This window comes from Polyangiaceae bacterium, assembly GCA_016715885.1.
In the GTDB taxonomy this organism is placed as follows: domain Bacteria; phylum Myxococcota_A; class Polyangia; order Polyangiales; family Polyangiaceae; genus Polyangium.
This window is the reverse complement of the sequence record JADJXL010000018.1, coordinates 559084-580873: the sequence shown is the minus strand read 5'-3', so window position 1 is coordinate 580873 and position 21790 is coordinate 559084. Positions and strand designations below refer to the sequence as shown.

At 60.1% G+C, this 21790-nt stretch carries 20 protein-coding genes and 1 pseudogene; 12 read left to right on the top strand and 9 right to left on the bottom strand.

From position 1 onward, the window contains the following. The first annotated feature begins 2 nt into the window (after positions 1 to 2). The 3 genes from IPM54_23570 to IPM54_23560 all read left to right on the top strand — a co-directional run bounded on the left by IPM54_23570 (position 3) and on the right by IPM54_23560 (position 2907). Complete coding sequence (locus tag IPM54_23570; GenBank protein MBK9262769.1) at positions 3 to 1331, top strand: TldD/PmbA family protein; 1329 nt, start codon at positions 3 to 5, stop codon at positions 1329 to 1331. A gap of 125 nt (positions 1332 to 1456) precedes the next feature. Beyond that, entirely contained in the window at positions 1457 to 2095 is a 639-nt protein-coding gene (locus IPM54_23565) for a hypothetical protein (protein ID MBK9262768.1), read from the top strand. A 188-nt stretch (positions 2096 to 2283) separates the two neighbouring features. Then, positions 2284 to 2907, top strand: a complete 624-nt coding sequence (locus IPM54_23560) for a hypothetical protein (protein MBK9262767.1) — start codon at positions 2284 to 2286, stop codon at positions 2905 to 2907. A 24-nt stretch (positions 2908 to 2931) separates the two neighbouring features. On the opposite strand, the gene IPM54_23555 is transcribed toward IPM54_23560, so the two are convergent. Together IPM54_23555 and IPM54_23550 are read right to left on the bottom strand one after the other, a co-directional pair. Next, positions 2932 to 5517 carry a DUF2169 domain-containing protein gene (locus IPM54_23555; protein ID MBK9262766.1) on the bottom strand — a complete coding sequence of 862 codons (2586 nt, stop codon included), beginning with the start codon at positions 5515 to 5517 and terminating at the stop codon, positions 2932 to 2934. A 301-nt stretch (positions 5518 to 5818) separates the two neighbouring features. Then, a complete protein-coding gene (locus IPM54_23550; GenBank protein ID MBK9262765.1) occupies positions 5819 to 6808 on the bottom strand; it encodes a hypothetical protein in 990 nt (329 codons plus the stop codon). 379 nt (positions 6809 to 7187) lie between these two features. On the opposite strand from IPM54_23550, the gene IPM54_23545 reads away from it, so the two are divergent. Beyond that, entirely contained in the window at positions 7188 to 7487 is a 300-nt protein-coding gene (locus IPM54_23545; GenBank protein ID MBK9262764.1) for a hypothetical protein, read from the top strand. Here IPM54_23545 and IPM54_23540 read toward each other — a convergent pair. From IPM54_23540 to IPM54_23525, 4 genes are all read right to left on the bottom strand, one after another. Beyond that, positions 7459 to 7854: a type II toxin-antitoxin system VapC family toxin gene (locus IPM54_23540; GenBank protein MBK9262763.1), complete on the bottom strand. Its 396-nt coding sequence runs from the start codon at positions 7852 to 7854 to the stop codon at positions 7459 to 7461. The two genes, IPM54_23545 and IPM54_23540, sit on opposite strands and share 29 nt — an antisense overlap. Then, on the bottom strand, positions 7851 to 8102 hold the full coding sequence (locus tag IPM54_23535) for a hypothetical protein (GenBank protein MBK9262762.1): 252 nt from the start codon (positions 8100 to 8102) through the stop codon (positions 7851 to 7853). Before IPM54_23535 ends, IPM54_23540 begins: the two co-directional genes overlap by 4 nt. Before the next feature lie 299 nt (positions 8103 to 8401). Beyond that, the gene (locus IPM54_23530) at positions 8402 to 9226 is read right to left on the bottom strand and encodes a hypothetical protein (GenBank protein MBK9262761.1); all 825 of its coding nucleotides are present in this window, start codon (positions 9224 to 9226) and stop codon (positions 8402 to 8404) included. Then, on the bottom strand, positions 9213 to 11120 hold the full coding sequence (locus IPM54_23525; GenBank protein ID MBK9262760.1) for a bifunctional homocysteine S-methyltransferase/methylenetetrahydrofolate reductase: 1908 nt from the start codon (positions 11118 to 11120) through the stop codon (positions 9213 to 9215). Before IPM54_23525 ends, IPM54_23530 begins: the two co-directional genes overlap by 14 nt. 125 nt (positions 11121 to 11245) lie before the next feature. Here IPM54_23525 and IPM54_23520 point away from each other — a divergent pair, with 125 nt between their 5' ends. From IPM54_23520 to IPM54_23510, 3 genes are read left to right on the top strand one after another with little or no spacing between them, the layout of a single operon-like run. Beyond that, entirely contained in the window at positions 11246 to 11923 is a 678-nt protein-coding gene (locus IPM54_23520; protein ID MBK9262759.1) for a dienelactone hydrolase family protein, read from the top strand. 45 nt (positions 11924 to 11968) lie between these two features. Continuing rightward, positions 11969 to 12622: a hypothetical protein gene (locus IPM54_23515; protein MBK9262758.1), complete on the top strand. Its 654-nt coding sequence runs from the start codon at positions 11969 to 11971 to the stop codon at positions 12620 to 12622. A 23-nt stretch (positions 12623 to 12645) separates the two neighbouring features. Continuing rightward, a complete protein-coding gene (locus tag IPM54_23510; protein MBK9262757.1) occupies positions 12646 to 13731 on the top strand; it encodes a serine/threonine protein kinase in 1086 nt (361 codons plus the stop codon). 15 nt (positions 13732 to 13746) lie between these two features. Here the strand turns inward: IPM54_23510 and IPM54_23505 are convergent, their stop codons facing one another. Further along, positions 13747 to 14361, bottom strand: a complete 615-nt coding sequence (locus tag IPM54_23505; protein MBK9262756.1) for a demethoxyubiquinone hydroxylase family protein — start codon at positions 14359 to 14361, stop codon at positions 13747 to 13749. A 1-nt stretch (position 14362) separates the two neighbouring features. Between IPM54_23505 and def the strand changes: the two genes are divergently transcribed. The 3 genes from def (at position 14363) to IPM54_23490 (ending at position 16459) form a co-directional block, all read left to right on the top strand. Then, positions 14363 to 15046 carry a peptide deformylase gene (gene def, locus IPM54_23500; GenBank protein MBK9262755.1) on the top strand — a complete coding sequence of 228 codons (684 nt, stop codon included), beginning with the start codon at positions 14363 to 14365 and terminating at the stop codon, positions 15044 to 15046. 304 nt (positions 15047 to 15350) lie between these two features. Next, the gene (locus tag IPM54_23495) at positions 15351 to 15749 is read left to right on the top strand and encodes a hypothetical protein (protein MBK9262754.1); all 399 of its coding nucleotides are present in this window, start codon (positions 15351 to 15353) and stop codon (positions 15747 to 15749) included. Continuing rightward, positions 15746 to 16459: a hypothetical protein gene (locus IPM54_23490; protein ID MBK9262753.1), complete on the top strand. Its 714-nt coding sequence runs from the start codon at positions 15746 to 15748 to the stop codon at positions 16457 to 16459. Before IPM54_23495 ends, IPM54_23490 begins: the two co-directional genes overlap by 4 nt. A 15-nt stretch (positions 16460 to 16474) precedes the next feature. Here IPM54_23490 and IPM54_23485 read toward each other — a convergent pair whose 3' ends face one another. Both IPM54_23485 and IPM54_23480 read right to left on the bottom strand, forming a co-directional pair. Continuing rightward, positions 16475 to 16921, bottom strand: coding sequence for a TraR/DksA family transcriptional regulator (locus IPM54_23485; protein ID MBK9262752.1), 447 nt, complete (start codon positions 16919 to 16921; stop codon positions 16475 to 16477). A 180-nt stretch (positions 16922 to 17101) separates the two neighbouring features. After that, positions 17102 to 19096, bottom strand: coding sequence for a hypothetical protein (locus tag IPM54_23480; GenBank protein MBK9262751.1), 1995 nt, complete (start codon positions 19094 to 19096; stop codon positions 17102 to 17104). Between the two features lie 105 nt (positions 19097 to 19201). Here IPM54_23480 and IPM54_23475 point away from each other — a divergent pair, with 105 nt between their 5' ends. Next, on the top strand, positions 19202 to 19936 hold the full coding sequence (locus tag IPM54_23475; GenBank protein MBK9262750.1) for a hypothetical protein: 735 nt from the start codon (positions 19202 to 19204) through the stop codon (positions 19934 to 19936). A 401-nt stretch (positions 19937 to 20337) separates the two neighbouring features. Beyond that, positions 20338 to 21132 (top strand): annotated as a pseudogene (locus IPM54_23470) (matrixin family metalloprotease). Positions 21133 to 21790: the final 658 nt, after the last annotated feature.

Here is a 21790-nt window from a genome sequence, read left to right as displayed (position 1 = left end):
ACATGGCAAACGAGACGATGCTCGATATTGCAAAAAGTGCCGTGGCGCTGGCCAAGCAAAAGGGCGCTGCCGAAGTCGCCGTGGCGGTGACGGAGACGCGCAACGTGGATGTGAATTGGCGCGACGGGAAGCTCGAAAAGGTTGCCGAAGCGACGAGCCGTCGATTGGGCGCGCGCCTTTACGTGGATGGTCGGTATTCGGCGTGCACGACGAGCGATCTGCGCCCCGATGGGCTCGCGTCATTTTTCGACAATGCCGTGGCCTTGACGCGAACGCTCGCAAAAGACCCGCACCGAAGCTTGCCGGATCCGTCGCTCTACGGAAAAGTCGCGGCAACGGAGCTGCAGCTATCGGATCCGAAAATTGGTGAGCTCACGGCGATCGACATGCGACGCGCGGCGCAAAAAATGGAAGAGGCTGCACGAAGCGTGCCCGAAAAGGCTGCCATTTTGAGCGTGACGTCGGGCGTGAGCCATACGGCGACGACGCTGACGCGCGTGCAATCGAATGGTTTCGAGGGTGCGTATTCGGGTTCGGTGTTCTCGATGTGGGCCGACGTGAGCATTCAGGATGCGGACGGTCGGCGGCCCGAAGAAGGCGATTGGGCGGAGACTCGGTTTTATGGCGATTTGCCGGACCTTGCGATGCTGGGTCGTCAAGCGACGAATCGGTCATTGGTGCGTCGAGGGGCGAAAAAAATCGGGTCGGGGGTGATGCCGGTGGTCATTGAAAACCGCGCGGGCAGCCGATTCGTCAATTACCTGCTGGCGGCGCTCACGGGATCGGCGTTGCAGCAGAAGCGATCGTTTCTCGATGGGCTCGTCGGCAAACCTTTTGGCAGCGACAAACTGGATATTGCCGATGATCCACTCATCGCGCGAGGCATGGGTTCGCGACCGTTCGATATCGAAGGTATGGGGGCCAAGCGCTTGCCGCTCTTCGAGCAGGGTGTCTTGAAAAACTACTACATCGATACGTATTACGGCAAAAAGCTCGGGATGGCGCCGACGACGATGGACACGTCGAACCTTTCGTGGAAGCTCGGATCGAAAGGTCTGGATGCGCTCGTTTCGGACGTGAAAGAAGGGGTGCTCATCACGTCGTTCATTGGAGGGAACTCCAATAGCACGACCGGAGATTTTTCGGTGGGCTTTCATGGGTTTGCGATTCGAGGGGGAAAGATCGCAGAGCCCATTGCCGAAATGAACCTATCGGGTAAGCACGTCGATGTGTGGAAGCGCCTCGTGGCCGTAGGGAATGATCCTTTCGTTCATTCGGCGTACCGCACTCCGACGCTCGTATTCGATGGGATGCAAGTCGCGGGGACGTAAACTAAATCCGGGCCAGGATTTGAACGTAACGAAAACCTCGTTACCTCTTCCCCAAACCCCTCCTCCGTGGTATTCGTACACTGTACTTACAGCGTGCGGGGTACCAAGTGACAAACTCAGGCTGGATGGTTGGTCGAATCGGTCTTTGCGCAGGCGCGTTGGTGTTTGGTGGGTGCACGAGCACCGTGACCATGCCGGCCACGGAATTGCCGACGCTCAGTACGCAAAGCGTCCAAGCATCGGCTGAGTGGCCCGAGGTGACGACGGTCGAAGGCGAGCCCCAGAAGATCATCGGGACCATCGAAACGATTCGGATCCAAGGTGCCAACGGGGGCGAGCCGATCTACCAGCCGTTTGCGGCGCGCATCAATGGCCCTTACCTTGAAGTGTTCGGGCCGACGGGACCTCGCGGGTTTCCGCTTGCGCAGGATCTGACCGTGACGGTCGAATACAACGACGCGAAGAAAAGGCGTAATGCGGTTGGCGGCTCGCTCATTGGTGCAGGCGTTCCCGTATTCATCACCGGCGCCGTGGCGATGAAGGCAGCCGTAGATATTTTTGAAACGGGTGGCGTGTTCGGATTCATCGGCATATTTCCGTTCCTCTACGGTATCGTCGGGATTGGAGGCGGCGTCGGAATGGTCATTCCTGGCATCGTCTTGGTCGCGACGGATCCAGCCAAGCCCACGGGCGGCAATACGGCCGTCCTTCAACCAAAGTTGAACATCCGTCCTGGCGGTGTCGACTTGACGATGCAATTCTAGACGCGTCGATTGCGACAGACTCGTTTCCTGGTGCTCATGCGCACGGGTACTCGCGCAAGCAATTGAATACATTGATCAATTTCGGGTAGCGGGACAAGCGTCACGCTACCCTTCCATCGGCGCCGAGAGCCGTGTAGAATGGTCGGAAGCTGCCGAATTTTCGGCCAGCCGTCATGCTTGGAGGCTTCATGAAACTTCGTACGTTCGCGCTCACGCTGCTAGCTGCTTCTTCGCTCTTCGCCTGCGACCAGATCAGCGATGCTTTGCCCGAATTGACGCTTGGCAAGGAGGATGGCATCCCGCCGGTGTCGGGTTCGACGAAAATCGACGTGCCGCAAGATTTCAAGTGTGGTGATCCCATTGTGGACCCGGAAAAGAAATATACGGTCACGACGGAGGGGACGGCCGAAAAGTGCACGTTCAGGTTCGATCAGGAGGTGTTGGCGCTGAAAGCGTCCGATTATGCGAACCGTCCGGAGCTCGAAGGCGCGCGGCTCGTGAAGCGAGTGGACATCGACGTGAACAAGCTGGCCATCGCCGATGGTGCGACGGGCGAGGCGCTTGCGCCGATCGATATGCACGGGCAAGCATTCGGTTCGACGATTCTGACGATGGACGACCTTGGTAAAACGCCGCCTTACACGAAGTCCGTCGAAGGCGCGCCCATCGATGCACTGAAATCGAAGGTGGCGAACAAGGAGGATATCGTGATACCGATCAGGGTGGTGGTCGTGGTGAACATGGCTCCGACGCCGCCAGCGCAGATTGCGCTCGATTTCGATGCGCAACCGAATCTGGTCTTCGGGTTCTGAAAACACCGACTGATCCCGCGCTCGTCACTTCTTCTGCTCCGGATATTGCTGCACTCGACCAATGGCCAGGGCCTTGAGCGCCGCGGGATGCGCTTCGTATTGATCCTCCTGGAAATAAAGCTCCACGATGATCCGCGTCCGGAACCGCTGAAATAGAGGCAGTTTTTTCGCGATATCGTCCGGAATGTAGATCGGAGCCGGACGCACGTTGCTATTGCCCGTCGTCGTATGCATGAGCGCCCGAATGGCGTTCATGCCCAGAACTTGACGCTTTTGATAATGTCGCCCCTCGAGAAGCGCCCGCTCGATTTGCAGGTCGAGCGTATCGGCGGGGACGCTGCGACGACTGCGCTGAAATGCTTCGCGAATACGCGCCGTATGGCTTTCGGCCAAGGGTCCCGGACACATTTGATCTGCGCCGCCCGCCAAAAATTCTTTCGCTTCACGTACGGCATTTTTGAAAGGTTCGTCGGTCGTCGCCAGCGGCGTCGCAATGGCCACGGCGGCCTTCAACGTTTCTCGTTCGTCGAAGGGAAACGACACTTCACCAGCCAAGAGCAAGAGCGGCGGGACGAACTTATTTCCCGGACGAACCGCCGCGGTGAGCTCGTCCGCGAGCTCGGCGACGTCTTCGGAAGCTGCGCGCGCCAATATTTCGAAGATATCGCGCATGTCTTCGATTTCGATGGGATCTCGATTCGGTGCAGGATCGTCGAGGTCATCGTCGGCCGGTTTTTGCTCCATTTCTTGAAGAATGGCGCGCCAAACCGGCACCTTGCAAATGCGCGCGACGCTGTCGGCGTGATACCAAACCAAATGCAATACTTCGCGCGCATCCAGCCGCGAAGACGCTCGAACGCCGCTATTTGCAATGGCCGTCGCCGCAGATGCTCGGACTTCCTCGCGTTTGCCCGTGGACGATTGCGACGGACCCGCCGCCGCATTGGATGCCCCGAGCACGCCGGACGCAGCATCTTGAGGCGCAACGTGCGCCGCGGCCGATGCCGCTGCGACGACGACTTGCCCAATCGATTGCGCCGCCGGAGCCTCGCCACCTCGGCTGAGCCCCGATCCCCATACGCTATCGTCCTGCCTTGCCGCAGTGCCTTGTTGCGAAGCCCGCGGAGGCGGCACCGGAGGCGGCACGGGAGGCACGACGACCGCAGGCAATGGCGGTGGCGCTGCAGGCAATGGAGACACGACGGCGGGAGGCACCGGCGGGACGGGCGACGGCACGGGCGGAGGAGGCGCGCCTGCCCCTGAAACGGGCCATCCTGGAGGCGCTCCGCGCGGAGGTGGCGGGGGCGGCGCATTCGTTGCCGGAGCTCGCGGCGGGGTTGGCTGGACAAACGGAAGGCCTCCGCCCGAAGACGTGCGTTCGTCCGCAATCGCGTGACCGCCAGCAGGCTTGACGTTTCCAAACGGCAAACCTCCTGCCATTGCGGGTCGCTCTTCCCTCGAAGGCGCAGCGGGCGTCGATGCCGGCAAAAACGGCAATGCACCAGCTTGCCGGAGGCTCTCTTTGATGGCCTGCTCTTCGGGGCTGTTTGGAATGAGCGTCGTCGCTTTGGATTTTTTCGGCAATGGCAATTCGATGCTCGGACGCGTATGTTGAATGGGGGACGGCGACGGCGGCGCCACGGATGCCATCGCTTCTTCGAGCGTAATGGAGATGCGGCCTGGCTCGTCGTAACGTTCGAGCGACCGATGGCTGCGAAACGTCAAACATGCAATGGCTCGATCCGTATCGATCCACAACGTATCCGCTCGCATCTTGAGCGGATGAATGCCACCTCGGCCTTCCAGCACCGCGCGCGGGCGGAGCCCCGGAAGGTTGGTCACGAGGCGCGGCCATTCCGGATGCATGTTCTCCATGACGATGCGCGCATCCTCCGCAATGTCGACCAATTGTTGATCGAGCGGAGCGCTGTTGAAGAACGAGCGATCGAGGTCGTCGGGAAGAGGCGTGGCTGCCAATGAAAACGACGACCACGTGGATGCATATCGACCGAGTCGATTCGCACGGATCGGCCACGTTGCGGCAATGGGACCAAAACCAACCGGAAGAATGGCCACACCCGGCGCATGAACGTTCATGCCCGGAGGCTGCAAGTTTGGAATCTTGATCCGACCGTGCATGTCGCGTACGTCGAGACGAACCCCGATCGGGTTCATCGTTTCGGGCCCGCCCGCCGCGCGTTCATACGAAAGCGACATGCGCGAAAACCGCGACCCCTCGATGAGCGATCCATCAGGCCCGAACACGCGATCCAAGTGCACTTCGATGGACTTGTCGAGGTCACCGACGATGAGCCGGGCAAACAAGGATCGCACGGCTTGACCTTTGGGCGCATACGCGGAGCCGACGAGCAGGACGTCGGCACGCGTCTTCAGCGGCGCCAGATCACTCGGAGCATACACGCTGCGCGCAGGATCGTCGTCCCAGTAGCAGTCGTGCTCGTGAATCGGTTCCTGGTCCGCTGCAAGCTGCGCCTTGCCAGGCTGAAGGTCGAACGTCACCTTGGCAACGAACGTCAGAACCCACGAGCCCGGACGAGTTTGCCAAAGTTGCGACGCGACCGGCAGCGGCGAATGGGAAACGACCTCCATCGACGCGAGACTAAACCAAGCATCGGCTGGGGGGAAAGCTTTCTACGGAGTCGTGCGTGGGGTCATGCCGCGCAAGAGACGCGCATTCGCCAGGTACGCTGTTCGAGCTTGCCCAACCAGACGCGTCGACGTGCATCGCAGGTTGCGCTTGGCACGCTCCAAGTCGTGCGGTGCATGGAGCGTAACAGCGGCGACGTGTCAAGAACATTTTTCATGCATCTCGAACTCGTTCGACGGCACCGGCGGTGCTCATCCCTGCGGGGCTGATGTGCGCCCAACCGAGCTCCATGTGTCGGCACAGTCAATGGGTAATCGGTCCTGTCGACACGACAAAATCGTCGAAGTCGACCATTTGAGGAGCCGTCGGCGCCCAGCTCGCGTCGCTTCCACCAAAAAACGTCGAGAAGTACAGCGTATCGATTCCGAACGTCGCCCCAGCCAACCTGAACGAGAATGCTTTCTGGGACAGCGCAGACGCGCCATCGAACCAAGCCTCGAGGACCCCGTCATTTTCGCCGGGTGTATTCATGACGATGCGGTGTTCGACCGTGTGCCACGTTCCGGGCTGAAATGCGATGGGGCCGTTGCCCGTATCATACGCAAAATCATCGCCGCAGGGGTTTTGTTTTTCGGGGAAATACATGTATTGAACCGCGCCGCCGCCCGAGCGCCACATCATGCGCGCAGAAAACCCGGTCGTGTCGTTCACGCAACCCGTTGGCGCCGAGCCTCCGACGAGCCCGGGGATTTTGCCGCCCTTGACGAATTGGAATCCTTCGGCAAAACGCACGCGATACGAAAGGTACAATTCATCGAATGTTTGTCCAAATGGCACTTTGAATTGCACACCGCCCTGGTTCGGACCAACTTCGTTTGCTGGGTAGGTGACGCGCAAGAATCGATTGCCGGATTCTTCGACGATCGTCGCTCGCCCCTCGTCCAGGCCATTGTTCCACGGAGCTGCAAAACCGAAATCGCCTTCGACCATGGATTCGCTATACATCCCGGCAGCGCGTTTCTCGAAGTCAGCGTGCAGAATCTCCGTTCCCGCGCTCGAACCGCCCGCACCGCTGCTGCTGCTGCTCGTGCTACCACTTGCCCCCGCGCCTCCACTGCCGTTCGAGCTTCCACCAGCGCCCGCATTTCCCCCTGCGCCTCCCGTGCTGCTGGATGCGGATTGCGATCCGGTTGGGTCATTCGGCGCAGGGGCGGTGTCGCACGCGATTGGCGTAAGTGCAGCGAAAACGGTTGCCAAAAGGAAAGCGATGCGAGATGAGCGGCGGATGGTCATGCAAGGATTCCATCGAAAGGGGTGGGATGAGTCAAGGGCGTTGGTCATGACTCACACGGCGAGCAACATCCCCGACCCCTCGGAGCGATCAGCTATCTCCCTCCCCTCACGTCCAGGACCCCTTCGAGCTACCCGATCGCTTCCCCGAGACGCTTCCGCGACCCGTCCAAGCTACCCGGTAGCTCCTCTCCCTCGCGCACATGACCTTCCGAGATACCCGGTAGCTCCTGTCCCTCGCGCACGTGACCCGTCCGAGCTACCCGATCGCTCCGGCACCTCAGGTCACCGAAGCTTTTGCTATCCACTTCACACAAAGGCAGCTCATCTACAACCCTTCAGTGCACCAGCAGCCCACGCGCCGCGCCTCGAACCTCGAACGATGGTCGGCACCAGCGTCGATGCGACGACATCTGCCAGCTCCGAACGCAATAGACGCGACAGAATGGGCACGGCAATTTCCGGCGGTGTGCCCGAATTGAGTACACTCGTCGAAGGACAGCGCCGCATTGGGTGGACCGTTTGGCAAGGTGTCGGCCGCGGTTTCACGAAAGACACGGCCATGCGCGCACACATCGGTATCGAGAAGCAAATTGGCCTGCTCGAATATGGTTGTGCCAAACGACATCGATCGGTGATGAAAGTGGGGTCAATTATGGCGATTGGTAACCGGATTCTTTGAGCAATGCTTGATCGAACGTTGCCACAACGGAGCAGCCTGCAACAACGCACTGCTCGCGAATAACGTAATCGGCAAAGTCGCCTTTGCCAGCCGCATAGGCCGTTAGCGCATGAGCGTGGCGGCTCATGGGCGCGAATGACAAATGGTCGGCTTCGAGTAACTTTCGAAGCACCGTAGTGATCTCGGGTCGTGAGAAGCGATAGCAAGAGGATAAAACCCACACGGTTTCGCAAAGCACGACGTCCGAAATGAATAACGTTGAATTCTCGTCAATCGCTTTCTCGATGAGGGCTGCTGCCTTCGCCGTCTGGACCTCGTCGTCTTCCACGAGAAACCGCACGAGGACGTTCGTATCCAATCCTATCATGCGCCGCCTCCGCCCATTTGACGAATGGTTTCATTCATCTGCTCGACGGAAACGCCCCGTACTTGCGGTTTGAGGATTCCCCGGAGCGACAGCAAATTCGAACTACGTGGACGCTCAGCGCGCACGAGGACCGTTCCGTCGTCGCGAATTTCGAACCCGATTTGGTCGCCAGGTCGAATGCCGAGCGCGTCTTGAACGGACTTCGGGAGCTTGATGAGCTCGTCATTTCCCAATGTCTCAATTTGCATGGTTTCCTCCGCTGATGGGAACGGTGGCATGGGAGCACGGTGGCGACGCAACCTAGCGATATTTTAGAACAAAGTCACCGACGCCGTCAACCATGCGCTGCACCATCCCGGGATCGATGTCTTTCGGCGTTGCGAAGCTTGCACCACGCCTCGATCTCGCCGAAGATCACCTTGTCGTACACATTTGCTTTGTACAACTCCATGTTCAGTTTGCTAATACTGCTACTTCCAGTCCATGTCACTTTTCTTGTCTGCGCTGTGTTGCGAAGGAGGAAAGTTCTATAAAGCCGAGCAACCGCCTACTGCACCTGCGGCTCCCCCTCCCCCGTATCCGGCGGCAACGGCGGCCGCCGTTCGAGCAGCCCACGCGCCGCGCCTCGAACGATGGTCGGCACCAGCGTCGACGCGACGACGTCCGAAAGCTCCGAACGCAATAGCTGCGACAGAATGGGCACCGCAATTTCCGGCGGCGTACCCGGATTGAGCACAATGGCCATGCGCACGCGCGCACGCGTCATCCACACAGGCGACCTGGCAATTTGCGCAATGACCTCGCGACGTGCAGGACGACGCGCAGCCATTCGCACGACGTCGTCCTCGGTCAGGCGCGGATTGCCAAGCAAGTTCTGAATGACGAGCGGATGCGGGTCGGCCAATAGCTTGTCCAACGTGGCCCGCGAAGGCATTCGCGCAAGCGCTCGACGTTCGCCAAGCGACAATGGTCGTCCCCCTGGCTCGAGTGCAATATTCGCCTGCGGCCCGGGATGATCGTCGACCATTGCGTCCACGGGTTTGGCGCGGCGCATGAGAAGCCTTGCGAGCGACAGCAATGCTTCGTTTTTTGCAATTTGTCTCAGCGCAACGATCCAATGCTTACGCTCGGGATTCGACAAAATGGGCGTCACCGCAGCGATGACTTCTCGCGCCGCAGGATCCGCTTGTTCCGCACGTCGAGCTACCATTTCGAGCGTCCGAGCGGCTTGCTGGACGCCTACTTGGTCGAGGTCGTTCTGGAGCACCGCCGTGCGCATGGGAATGTCCCGCAACGCAGGAATGACTCGACAAAGCCGGTTCGCTAAACCGACGCCCGAATATCGGTCACCGGATCCCTCATACGATCCCATCCATGACCTCGAGTGCGAGCTCGTATCGCCCGAGCGGAGGCATGATGTACGCGCCGGCGACGCGGTGACGCACGGCGGAGAGCATTTCGCGTGCAATCGCGACGCCTTCTTTGCGCGCAGTCGCGCCGCTTCCTGCACATTGCATGCGCGCCCGTACGTCGGTCGGTATTTGCATGCCGGGCACTTCGTTGTGCAAAAACTCGGCATTCTTGTGGCTCGCAAGCGGCAAAATCCCAATGAGAATCGGCAGGCCAATCGGTTCGGCGTCGCGCAAAAACCGTTCGAGCACGTTCATGTCGTAAACGGGCTGCGTCATGATGAGCTCGGCACCGGCGCGCTTTTTCATCCGCAGCCGGTCGATTTCGCGTTCGTAATTGAGCGCCGCGGGCTCGGCGCCGGTGGCACAGAAAAACGATGTAATGCCACCCAAAGGTTTGCCGCCGGGGTCGATTCCAGCATTGAGGCGCGTGACGAGGCGCAAAATGCCGACGGAATCCAAGTCGTAGACGGCGGTCGCGTCCGGGAAGTCGCCAATTTTCGGCGGATCGCCCGTGATGACGACGATGTTGCGAATACCGAGCGCATGAGCGCCGAGCAAATGCGCCACTTGCCCAAGGAGGTTGCGGTCGCGCCCGCATACGTGCACGAGCGTTTCGATGCCGAGCTTTTCCTGCATGAGCACGGCCATCGCCAAGTTCGACATGCGAGCCTGCGCGCGCGCGCCGTCGGCAATGTTGATGATGTCGACGCCTCCATCGATGAGTTTCTTTGCAGCTTCGAGCGCAGGCGTCGGATCGACGCCGATGGGCGGGTTGACCTCGACGGACACGACGAACTTTTTGCCAATTTTTGCAGCGAATTTGCTTTTGTCTTCGCGCGCGATTGGGGTTTGTCCTTCAATGGTGACGTACGAAGAATCGGGGGGCGAGCTATCGCTAGCGCCCAGCCAAAGCGGCGCTTCTTCAGGCGAAGCGCATGCCTGCGCGCTGGTCTCCATTCGGGCCGCCGCGGCAATGCGGCGAACGTGTTCGGGCGTCGTACCGCAACAGCCGCCGACGAGACGCACGCCGAGCTTGCAAAAGCGGCGCGCGAAAACACCGAAGTATTCGGGCGTCGACACATACATGTAACGATCGTCAACGCGACGCGGAAGACCCGCGTTGGGAATCGCGGCAAGAGGTACGCCGAGCGGTACGAGCTTTTCGATGGCGCTCAAAACGACCTGCGGACCATCGCAGCAGTTGACGCCAATGACATCACAGCCCGCATCACGAAGCCGCGCACCGGCTTCGGCAATGGGTGTGCCGTCGGCAAGCATGAGCTCGGTGTCGACAGAGACCTGGGCAATGAGCGGCAACGAATCACCCACAGCGAGACGAACGCCCTCTATGGCGAGAAACAGCTCCTCGGGCTGCCGCATCGTTTCGATCATGATCACGTCGGCACCGCCCAGCACGAGGGCTTCGGTTTGCTCGCGAAACGCATCGCGAACACGTGCGCGATCGTCGTCGCCGAACGGCGCGAGCACGTGTCCCGTCGGGCCGATGGCTCCTGCAACGAACCCGCGTTCGCCGACGGCTTGTCGCGCAAGGCGAGCGGCTGCGATGTTCAGCTCGGCGACGCGATCGCTGAAGCCGTGTCGAGCGAGACGGACGCGGTTGGCACCAAAGGTGTTTGTCTCGACAACCTGCGCGCCTGCCCGCACGTAGTCTTCGTGGATGCGCAGCACGAGTTCGGGGCGCGTGACGACGAGGTCTTCGTAGTTGACGTTGAACAGGACGCCGCGTTCGTAGATCTGCGTGCCCATGCCGCCGTCGACGACGAGAACGCCGCGACGAACGGCATCGACGAACCGTGCAGGTTTTGCGGGAGAGGTGGGCGGCGCTGGAGACATCGGGCGCACCCTAGCACATTGACGCACCGTGCGTTCTGCACACAACTTGGCCCAGCCGACACGACGGTAGGACGATGCTGGGCATCGCCGAGGCTCGAGCGCCACGGCGCCGCGGAGGCAGGAAGATGTACGAACCGATCAAGTTTGCGAAGACGGGCGGCGGAGATGCAACGGGCGAGCTCGTAGCGCCGGAAGGCGAAGGAAAAGCGCCGGGCGTCGTGCTCATTCAGGAATGGTGGGGCCTGAACGGCCAGATTCGGCACGTTGCCGCAAAACTCGCACGCGAAGGGTTCGTCGTGGCGATCCCCGACCTGTACCACGGTCGTTGGACGACGGACGCGGGCGAAGCGCAACAGCTCATGACGGCGCTCGACTGGAGCGTGGCGGTGGCCGAGCTGGGTGGAGCGGCGGCGTTTTTGCAGAATCACCCGCGATGTTCGGGAAACGTGGGCGTGATGGGTTTCTGCTTGGGCGGCGCGTTGACGTTTGCCACGGCTGCGACGTCGCCCGACGTGAAGGCAGCGGTCGCATATTACGGTCTCGCGTCGCAAGAATCGTTCGATCACTCGAAGATCAAGGCCCCCATGTTGGCGCACTTCGCCAGCAAGGACGACTGGGCGAGCCCGGACAAGGCAAAGGCGCTCGTGGAGGCGATGAACGCACGCGGACAATCGATCGAGCTTCACATCTACGAGGCTGGGCACGCATTCGCGAACGAAGGACGCAAGGATGTGTACGTGCCCGATGCGGCCGCGCTTTCATGGAGCCGAACGACGGCATTTTTGCACAAGCACCTTGGCTGATGACTTACTGCTTCGGACTTGAAGAAACACACTTGGAGGTTTTTCGTGGTTGAACGTTTTGCACTGCGACATGCGAAGATCGCAGTTCCTTTCTTGATTGCCGCTGTAGCAGCTCTCGCCAACGCAGGATGCTCGGACGGAGGCGATGGCAATGCGGGCGGAGGCGGCTCTGGCGGCGGTTCATCGAGCGGCGGAGCGGGCGGTGAAGCATCGTCGTCGAGCAGCAGCTCCAGCAGCAGCAGCAGTTCCAGCAGTGGGATGATGGGCTGCGGCGACGTCATGACCGACCCGATGAATTGCGGCATGTGCGACAACAAATGTGCGCCTGGACAAACGTGCACGGCTGGCGTATGCACGTGCGCAATGGCCACGGTACCGTTCGCGGACGTGCAAGCAATTCTGACGCAGCGATGCGCCACGGCGGGCTGTCACGTGGGGGCCACGGCGAAGGAAGGTTTGGACCTGTCGGCCGGTAACGCCTACGCCGATTTGGTCAACGTCGCCACCAAGCAGTGCGGCGTTGATCGCATGCGGGTTCTTCCGGGCAAACCGGACGAGAGTTACGTGATCGACAAGGTGATGGGCGTCGACTTGTGCGGTGGCATCTCGTCGAAGCGCATGCCGCCGTCCATCGCTCTTTCGACGAAGGACATTCAGACGATTTCCGATTGGATCTGCGGAGGAGCGCTAGAAAACTAGCTCTGCCGAAGAACGAGGCGCCGATGTTTTGCCCCCGCTGCCATAGACGTTTCGACGATGACGCGCATCGCTTTTGCGCTTACGACGGCGAACGTCTCGTCACGACCCCGGACATGTCGAACATTCCGCACAAGCCGACGGCGGAATCCGGCACGATGTTGAATGGTCGTTACGAGGTGCGGGGGCTCATTGGCCGCGGGGGAATGGCCCGCATTTATTTGGCGGAGGACAAGCAAACGAACGAACCGGTCGCCGTGAAAATCCTCGATTCGCTCCACCTGCGCACGCCTGGCGCTCGGGAGCGATTCGACCGTGAAGCTCGTATTGCCAACGTCGTCACGCATCCGAACATCGTCAAAGTGCTCGACACGGGACAACGTACCGACGGCGTGCCCTTCATGGTGCTCGAATACTTGTTTGGCGAGACGCTCGGGGATTGGCTTCGCCGCAATCAGACGATGTCGCTGCACATCACGTTGCCGGTGCTTTCGCAAATGGGTGCGGGGCTCGCGGCGGCACATCACGCGGGCATCGTCCACCGTGATGTAAAACCGGACAACTTGTTTTTGGTCGGCGAGCCGGGGGAACCGTATGGCGTCAAAGTATTGGATTTTGGTTTGTCTCGGCTAGAAACCGCAAAGACGGTTTCTCAAATGGGTATGTCGCTCGGAACCCCCGAATACATGCCTCCCGAGCAGGTCGTGGGTGACATGACCGATGCGCGCTCGGATATCTATTCGCTTGGCGTCGTCATGTATCGTATGTGCGTGGGCAAATTGCCATTTCGTCATGACGACGATGCACTTTTGCTCGCCCATCAGCTCGTTACAGCGCCGCCCGAGCCGTCCGATGTGGTGCCCGGATTCGACCGAGCAATGGAAGGCGTCATTCTCAAGGCCATCCGCAAACATAGAAACGATCGTTATCAGACGATGGACGGGTTCGTGGAGGACATCGAGCGGCTCATGGGCAAACGGCTCGGCTCGCTGCATGCGGGCCTTTTGCCGCGAGGTCCGGACGTGTACCAGCCGCAATCGGACATGGCGAAGATGGCGGCGAAATTCTTTTATCGGAAGCTCGGGTTGGTCGCACCCGAGTGGAAGAAGTGAGGGCTTGCCGGTCCCTCACGCCGCCTTGACGAACTTCTGAAGCGAGCTGGCCAAGTCGTGCGTGCGTTGTTGCTCGGAAGCGAGCTCCCGTTCGACGAATTCACGCTCGGCTGAAGCGAGCTCGTCGAGGTGGCGAGAGTATCGTTTTTTCCCCTGATCCTCGCCCTCTTCCAAAGCCGCCAAAGCCACGCGATGCCCGAGCAAATCGGCACCTCGCTGAATGGCTCGGGCAAACGCTCCCCATACCCCCGAGCTATGCGCCGGTTCTCCTCCCAATACGCGAATTCTTTCTCGCAACAGCTTGACGCGACGATCGTGGCTGTCACGAATTTGTTGCAAGGGCCCCGTGAGCTCCGAGTCCTTGATCGTCTTGAGCGCCAAATCGTACGTCTCGACGCTCGCAAGCTCGCCGCGTAAAAACTCGTTCATCCTATCGATCGTCGATGCCGGTGTCGATTGACCCGTGCGAAGCGTCGTCGGTGTCTCTTGCAGCGGTTCACGAGATCGCTCGACGGATTCGTTTTCTTGTCGATTCGTTTCACGCTCGATATCTGCCGGCCCACCCGGCTCGACATCCAAACCATGCGGAACGTTCGTGGAATAGTCGGGCTCTCGCTTGTCTTGGTCCATGATGCTGCCCTCTCGTGGTGAAAGCTCTGTTGGGCAGGTGCGCGCCGCTGTCGAGTGGAGAGCATTTCGCGTGTGTCGTTTGTCCGCGCGCTGTGGTACGCTCGAGCTCGTGACAACCCTCGAAATCGCTCAGCTCGGTCACCCGGGCCTTCGGCAACGTGCGCTGGAAGTATCGCGCGAGGAGCTCGAATCGCCCGAGGTGCAACGATTCATCGACGACTTGGTCGAGACGATGCGCCAAGCAAACGGAGCGGGCCTCGCGGCAACGCAGGTGCTTTGCCCAAAACGAATCGTCGCCATCGAAGTAAAAGACAATCCGCGTTATCCGTACAAGCCGAACATCCCGCTCACGATATTGGTCAATCCCATCATCGAGCCCATATCGGACGAACGATTCGATAATTACGAAGGGTGTTTGTCCGTTCCCAATTTACGCGGATTGGTATCTCGCCATGCCGAAGTGCGCGTGACCGGGTGGGATCGGCATGGAGCGCCTATCGAGCGCATCGTGCGGGGTTTGTCCGCGGGCACGTACCAGCACGAGGTCGATCATTTGGATGGGCTCTTGTTCGTCGATCGCGTGACGGACACGAAAACACTTTGCACGTGGGCCGAATTCGACAAGCATTACAAAAAAGCGTTTGTCGAGAGAATCGTGCCGTTCATCGAACGAATGGGGGGTTAGCGCCTTTGCCCCGACGTCCGAAAAGTGATTGGTAACTTTTGTGCAATTCAACCCATATTTTGCACGAATGATAGCTTACGCCATTGGAACGTGGTTGCCCCCTTCGCACCAGCCGCCCTTTCCCCGTCTTGCTCGGAATCTTCTGACGCTGCCCAACACGTGATACCGTGCCCGCCGAGTGCCGATGCCGGATTACCCTCTCGCAAAATTGAGGTCCGACCAGCCTTGCCTCTGGTTGCCTCTCGCGCTGCCCGCATGCCTGCTCGCGTGTCGCGCCGCCCCAGGTGAGTCCACCACGTTCGAGGTGTCGCGCTTCGAAGGCGAACAGGATGCTCCCACATTCGACACCCTGACCATCGTGCACGCCGACGAGGCAGCCAACACGACGCCAGCCTTGTCGGCTTCGGCTTCCGAAGAATGGCTGCAAGTGGCAGCAGCCGTCGTGATCAGCGCCTTGTTGCGAAGCACCACCGGGCAGCGCATTCAGCGCGTGTCTCGAAGCGACAGCGGCCTCGACTTTTACCTCGAAACCCCGAACGACGAACAAGACTGCTTGCTCAGCGTCGTCGGCTCGTCCGAACACGACACGCAAGAAGCCCTCGGACACGCCACCGAGCACGCAAACAGCACGCCTTGCGCACACAAGATCGCAGCAGCCGTGGCGTTCGGAAGCGGCAAAGCCGCGGTGCGAGTCCTGTCATGATGACCTACGCTTTCGGGGTCGAACCCTGGCCACGCACGCTCGAAAAAAGCGACGTCGAACAACACAAGAGCGTGCTCATTCAGCAAGCACTCGTCGCTCGTCGAAACGAGCCGCGCATCATCGCCCGAACGCTCGCCCGCGGCGCCTTGTACTGGGAACGATGGCTGCTCGATAAAGACCCCGGCCGTCGCGAACGAGAACGCGTCATCTCGGGCCTGGAGCTCGCACGCGACGCGGGCGACTGGAAAGAAGCCGAGCTGCTCTTGGCTCACTGCGAAGGCTCGAGACGCCTCGCCCTCGCGCCTTTCGTCACCACGTGGCGCGACATCGTTCGTGATCACCTGCCTGAACAAGTCGAAAACGAACAGCGACTCGAGATCGCCTTTCAGCGCTTTCGCAACGCCAAGACCATCGAAGACGAGACGGCTCGAACCGAGCTCGCGCGCGAGGTCATGGCAAGCGCCAAAGAAATCGGGGAAGTGGGTTCGCCCGTCCCCGTGAACAACCTACTCGCCAGGATCAGCGTTTCGCTCGGATGGAACGACGAGGCCGAGACGTACTACTCAGCGCTTCTCGTCTGCCGCCCGCTTTGGATTCCGTACATCGTGCAGTTGTCGGAACATCAAGCAAAAACCGACATCAAGCGCGCGTTTCACACCATCGAAACGGCCAAGACGATGCTCGGCAAAGACTTTTGGCTGGTGACCTGAAGCGCTCGCGCGCGTTCACATCCCGCCACGCGAACGTGCATCGCGCTCGAGCTGCTCTTGGTACGCCACGCTGAACCGCGCCCACGGCCTCGAACGCAGACGCCCATATCCAATGGGTTCGCCGGTGCCTTCGCAGTAGCCGTATTCGCCGCCGCGGAACTTGGCGAGCGCGCGATCGATTTCGCCGAGGAGCTGCACGTCACGTTCGAGTAGCCGCGATGCCATCGCCGTGATGCCCTCGATGTTGGCATCATCCATTTCATCGCCGACTTCGCGCCCTGCGTCTCGATCTTGTCCCTGGCGCGTTTCAATGCTGGCCACGAGCTCGGTGCGACGCGTCTCGAGCATGCGACGAAGCTCGTCCCGCTGCGCGTCCGTCAGGTCCGGCGACTCTTCGTCCACATCGCGCCCGCCACTTCGAGTAGGTGGACGCAAAGGCAACGCTCCGTGCGCAATGCTCATCGTCCCCGGTTCTTTTCGGTCAGCCATACGTGCCGTCTACCCTTCTCTGTGTGTACGAAGCGTGTCTTGCGATGAACGGCAAGTAACGTGCCTTCACCGAGCTGCGCATCAATTGCACGTCAGCTCGGGAGAAGACTCATTCGCATGGCAACGTTTGTCCAGACACGACAAGTCAATCAATCAACGGACCAGTGTTTTTATCAGCCAACCGACGTCTTCCATGACCGCTTTGGACGCCCCGATCGATACTTCACCCTTGGGTGCGTCCGCGTTCTTGGCCGTCGTCGTGATGAAGATGGGCACGTCGCCCTGGTGCGGCAGCGAGGCCAAGGACTGCGTGATCTTCTCGAGCATCGGATCCCGTCGGCGCCGTCCTACGAGACCACCTGACCTTTGCATGCTTTGGGCGAACATCTTCATCGTGATGAACCCGGCGCCCATGTGATCACCGCGGCGAAGCGGTTCGAGATCCTTGCGGCTCGCGATCGTCCCTTCGTCCGGAGCGCCCGTCTTGACGGCAAGCAAACGTTTGACGAGGTGATCGGGTTTGCCCACGCCCACACCGAGCCATGTGCGAGATTTTCCATCGGGCATCAGGAGCACGTGCAGCTCGGCGCTCACGAGATCTTTGTCCTTGGCGGTCTTCAAAATCCCCAACTTGCCCGCCGGGAGTTTGTCGACCTTGATGACCAGATCTTGCGAGCCCGCTCCGAGACTCGCGGGGCCCGGAACGACCTTCACCTGCGGCAAAAGCGCTGCACCTTCTTTGCCGAGCATCTTCTTCAGCGGATCTTGAAAACCCTTGCGTTGATACACATCCGCGATGCGCTTGAGCTGCTTCGAAATGGCTGCAGGTCCTTCCTCGAAGCCCATGACGGTCCATCCGACGAATCCGCCCACGAGCGCGTCCATTTCAGCCTGTGGCGTGGACGGTTTGCTCGTCGCACTCGACACATCGAGCTGACCCGATGCCGACACCGTTTCCACGTACGGCCCGACGGAAATCTCGAGCAGCTCGCTGAGCGCGCGATGATCCGCATCGCTCCCGACATCGGCTTTCGCGAGGCCTCCTTCGATCAGCAGGCGCAACGTCCGCACGATCGGTGCAAACTTCTTCGGATCACTGCCGCGACCGTAAAACACGCTCGCGCTGTCTTTCGGAGCTCGCCAGAAGATGGCAGGCGGCGGACCTGCACGATCGATGCGATCACCCATCATGCCTGCAATCCACGACGACTTTCCACGCATCGAGAGCGCTGCCGTCGTACGCAGACACGAGATCTGATCCATCGCAACGTCGAGCGAAATCTTGTCGGCATCGGCAACGAGCGCCACGATTTCATCCGCTACGCCAGATGCTGCATCGACGAGCGCTTTGTCGAACTTCGGTTCGCCGATCGATCCTTCCGCTTGTGCGAGCACGGGCAAACCCTGAATTTGGCTGCGCAAAAGCGACCCGAAACGAGCCTCGGCAGGCATCAGACGCACTTCGACGTGCAGATCCGTCGCAGCCGCGGGAGCCGAGGGAAGCGTGCGCGTCAGGTACGGCGCGAGCGTGAGCACGTCTTTTTCCCTTGGACCACAAACGAGTCGCACGGGTGATGCACCTGCGGAAGCGGCGATGACGCAGACCGTGTCGTTTTTGCCTGCAATGCGAAATTGTCCTGGCGCAACTTCCGTGAGCGGTCCGGCGGGTTCGACCGCTGCGCGGGCTTTGTCGAGCGACGTGAGACCGATGGAAAACGCGACGAAGCCTCCCGGGCCTTTGGATTGTGGATCGAGCGACGCGATGCCGAAAACGGGCGCGTCGTAAGCGACTGCCGCAGCGAGAGCTCGCACGTCGACGCTCGATGAAACGACATCGCGCAAGATGTTGCGCATGCCGAACTCGGCTGCGTCGAGCGCACGATCGGGCTGCGTGTTCGCGCATGACGAGAATGTGCGCAGTGTCTCCGCGGGGTTCTTCCAGCCGAGAAGCGCAACGACGTCTTGCGGTTCGGCAACAGGCGAAAGGTCGTACGCGGTGCCGGGCGTCGTGGCCGGCATCGCCGCGGCGACTTCGATGGCGGCCTTGTCTTTCGGCGTGTCCGTCGCGGTTTTCGCAGGTTCGACCGGCGTGGACGAACCGCATGCGAGGACAAACAAGGAAACGAGCGGGAGGAGCGACTTGCGCATGGTGCGGTCTTATACGGTGCAATTGCGCGCGCGTCGACCCTCCGCTGGCGCCAATCACCTGCGACATACTTGCATCCCGCGCAACATCGTCCTACGCCGAAAGTCATGCCTTCACCGAACCGCACCAACAAATCACTCGGCTTCGTCACCTTCGCTCTGCCGGCGCTCCTCGCGGCAGTCGCCGTCGGATGCGGCGGTGACAGCACGCCACCGCCTGCAAAGCCCGAAGTCACAGCCGCGCCGCCAACGCCGCCTCCTGCCGCCACGTCCGCGGCGCCGGAGGAGCCGAAACCCGAAGCGACGGCAAGTGCGAGCGCAGCGCCACCGCCGCCTCCGCCGACGTCTTCCGTCGAACGACCGCCCGTTCTTCTGAGTGACGAAGAAGAGCTGCGAGCGCCGGTCACTTCGAGCCCTGGGGCCAAGTTCGAGATCGGGGACGATTCGGGCCGCGCCGTCTTCCGCATTCGCGAGAACGCCCTGAATTCGCCGTACATTTTCACGTTCAAGATCGACAAGAAAGCCAAGACGACGGGCATTCCGGTAGGAAAAACCTATCGAATGATCGTGCAAGTGGAGAATTCACAAGACCTGCCGAAGGTGGAGACCGCGGACAAACCTTTTGAATTTTCGTTCCCCACGGCTGGCAAAAAGGACGTGAACCTGGCCATTGGCGAAGAGATTCTGGATGCCAAGGGGATCGCAAAGATCACGTGGACGATCGTCGCTCCGGAGAAAATCGACGAATCCATGGGCATCGCGCACTTCAAATTGCCTGCCGCAGGCAATTACCACCTGCACATGACGCTCAAGGCGCCCACGGCGCCGCCTGCGCCGAAGTGATCACCGCTTTCGGATTCACGCCCGCTCGATGAATGCGCGCTATTCGAAGCGCTTCGAATGACGCGCCCGAGCAATCCCCACCATTGATCAGCCCAACGCTCGAAGCGCGCAAACGCATTCGATCCACCAACCAACCCAGCGCTCGATGTGCATGACCAATGTGGCGATATCACGATGGGTACGCGCCGAATGAGTCAATTGACTCACATAGATCTCCATCAATACACATTCATAGCATAATTTTCCAGATCGCATCCTTTGTTGCAATTCCTGAAAACTCCGCCTAGTCTGCGTGTCGCAATCCTGCTGAGGTTTCTCGAAATAGGGACAGGACCATGACGACACGGATCTCCACATCAACGGTAAGTGCAATCGCTCTCGTGGGTGCCACGGGCTTGGCAATGGCCGCGTGTTCGGCGACGGTGGACCCCGAAAAGATCTCACCCGAGATCGAAGCGGTGAGCGACACGCTCGTTTCTTATGACGATTGGAAAAAAACCGTGTACCAGGAACCGGACACGGGGTATTACATCGTCGATGGTGACATCCCGCTGCTCGATGAAACCCAGCTCATCGCTTTCTATGAGCGGTATGTTCGTTCCGGGGCGCTCATCGTGCATCAATCGGGCGGCGCCAATGCAAAGTGGAGTGATTCGCAAAAGTTGAATTTGACTTATTGCGTCTCGTCGACCTTCGGAAGCAATTACAATGCGGTGGTTGCGGCAATGAATTCGGCAACCGCAGCTTGGGAAGCAGCCGCGAACGTCAACTTCACCCACCTGACGGCGCAGGATAGCAACTGCACCGCGAGCAACAACAACGTCGTTTTCGACGTTCGTCCGGTCAACGCGAACGGTCAATACTTGGCCCGCGCATTTTTCCCGGATCAGAGCCGCTCGTCGCGGAACGTTTTGATCGACAATTCCGCCTTCGGCAATCTTGGATCGTGGACACTCGCGGGCATCGTGCGTCACGAGCTTGGCCATACGCTGGGTTTCCGACACGAGCATACGCGCACGACGAGCAATTCTTGTTATGAGGATTCGAACTGGGCGCCTCTCACGGACGATTACGACAAGAACTCCGTCATGCATTATCCGCATTGCGCGGGTACGAATTCGGGCGACTTGATCCTCACGAATAGCGACAAAGAAGGCGCCGCGTACCTTTATGGATGCGGAACGAACAACGGTCAAGCGTGCTGCAGCGACGGAAATGGCTGTGATTGCGGCGTCGGCGCCGGAAGCAATTGCGGCGGCGGCTCCAGCAGCAGCTCCAGCAGCTCCAGCAGTTCGAGCGGCGGCTCCGATCCCAATAGCTGCGCGGGACACTGTAACTCGCAGGCGCCCGGCGGATGCTGGTGTGATTCGGCATGCGCCAATTACGGCGATTGTTGCGCTGATAAAAACGCCGTTTGCGGCAGCGGAGGCGGCAGCAGCTCCAGCAGCTCCAGCAGCAGCTCCAGCAGCAGCAGCTCCAGCTCCAGCTCCAGCAGTTCCAGCAGCAGCAGTTCCAGCAGTGGTGGCGGCGGTTCTGCGTGTTTGGGCGGAAACTACACCGGTAGCTTGCCGGGTGGCGGGTATTATCAGAATCAGCCTGCTGATGGGCTCAGCAATGGCGGGTACTTGTACAAGTATTACCCGAGCGGTGTGAGCGCAGCGCTCACGGGTCCGTCGAATGCCGACTACGACTTGTACCTGTACAAATACAGCAATGGCTGGAAGCTGGTGGCCGTGTCGGAGAGCCCGACGTCGAGCGAATACGTTTCTGCGGCGTCAGGCGGCTATTACGCGATGCGCGTCGTCTCCTACAGCGGCAAGGGCAGCTATTCGCTTTGCCTGAACTGACCCTTCA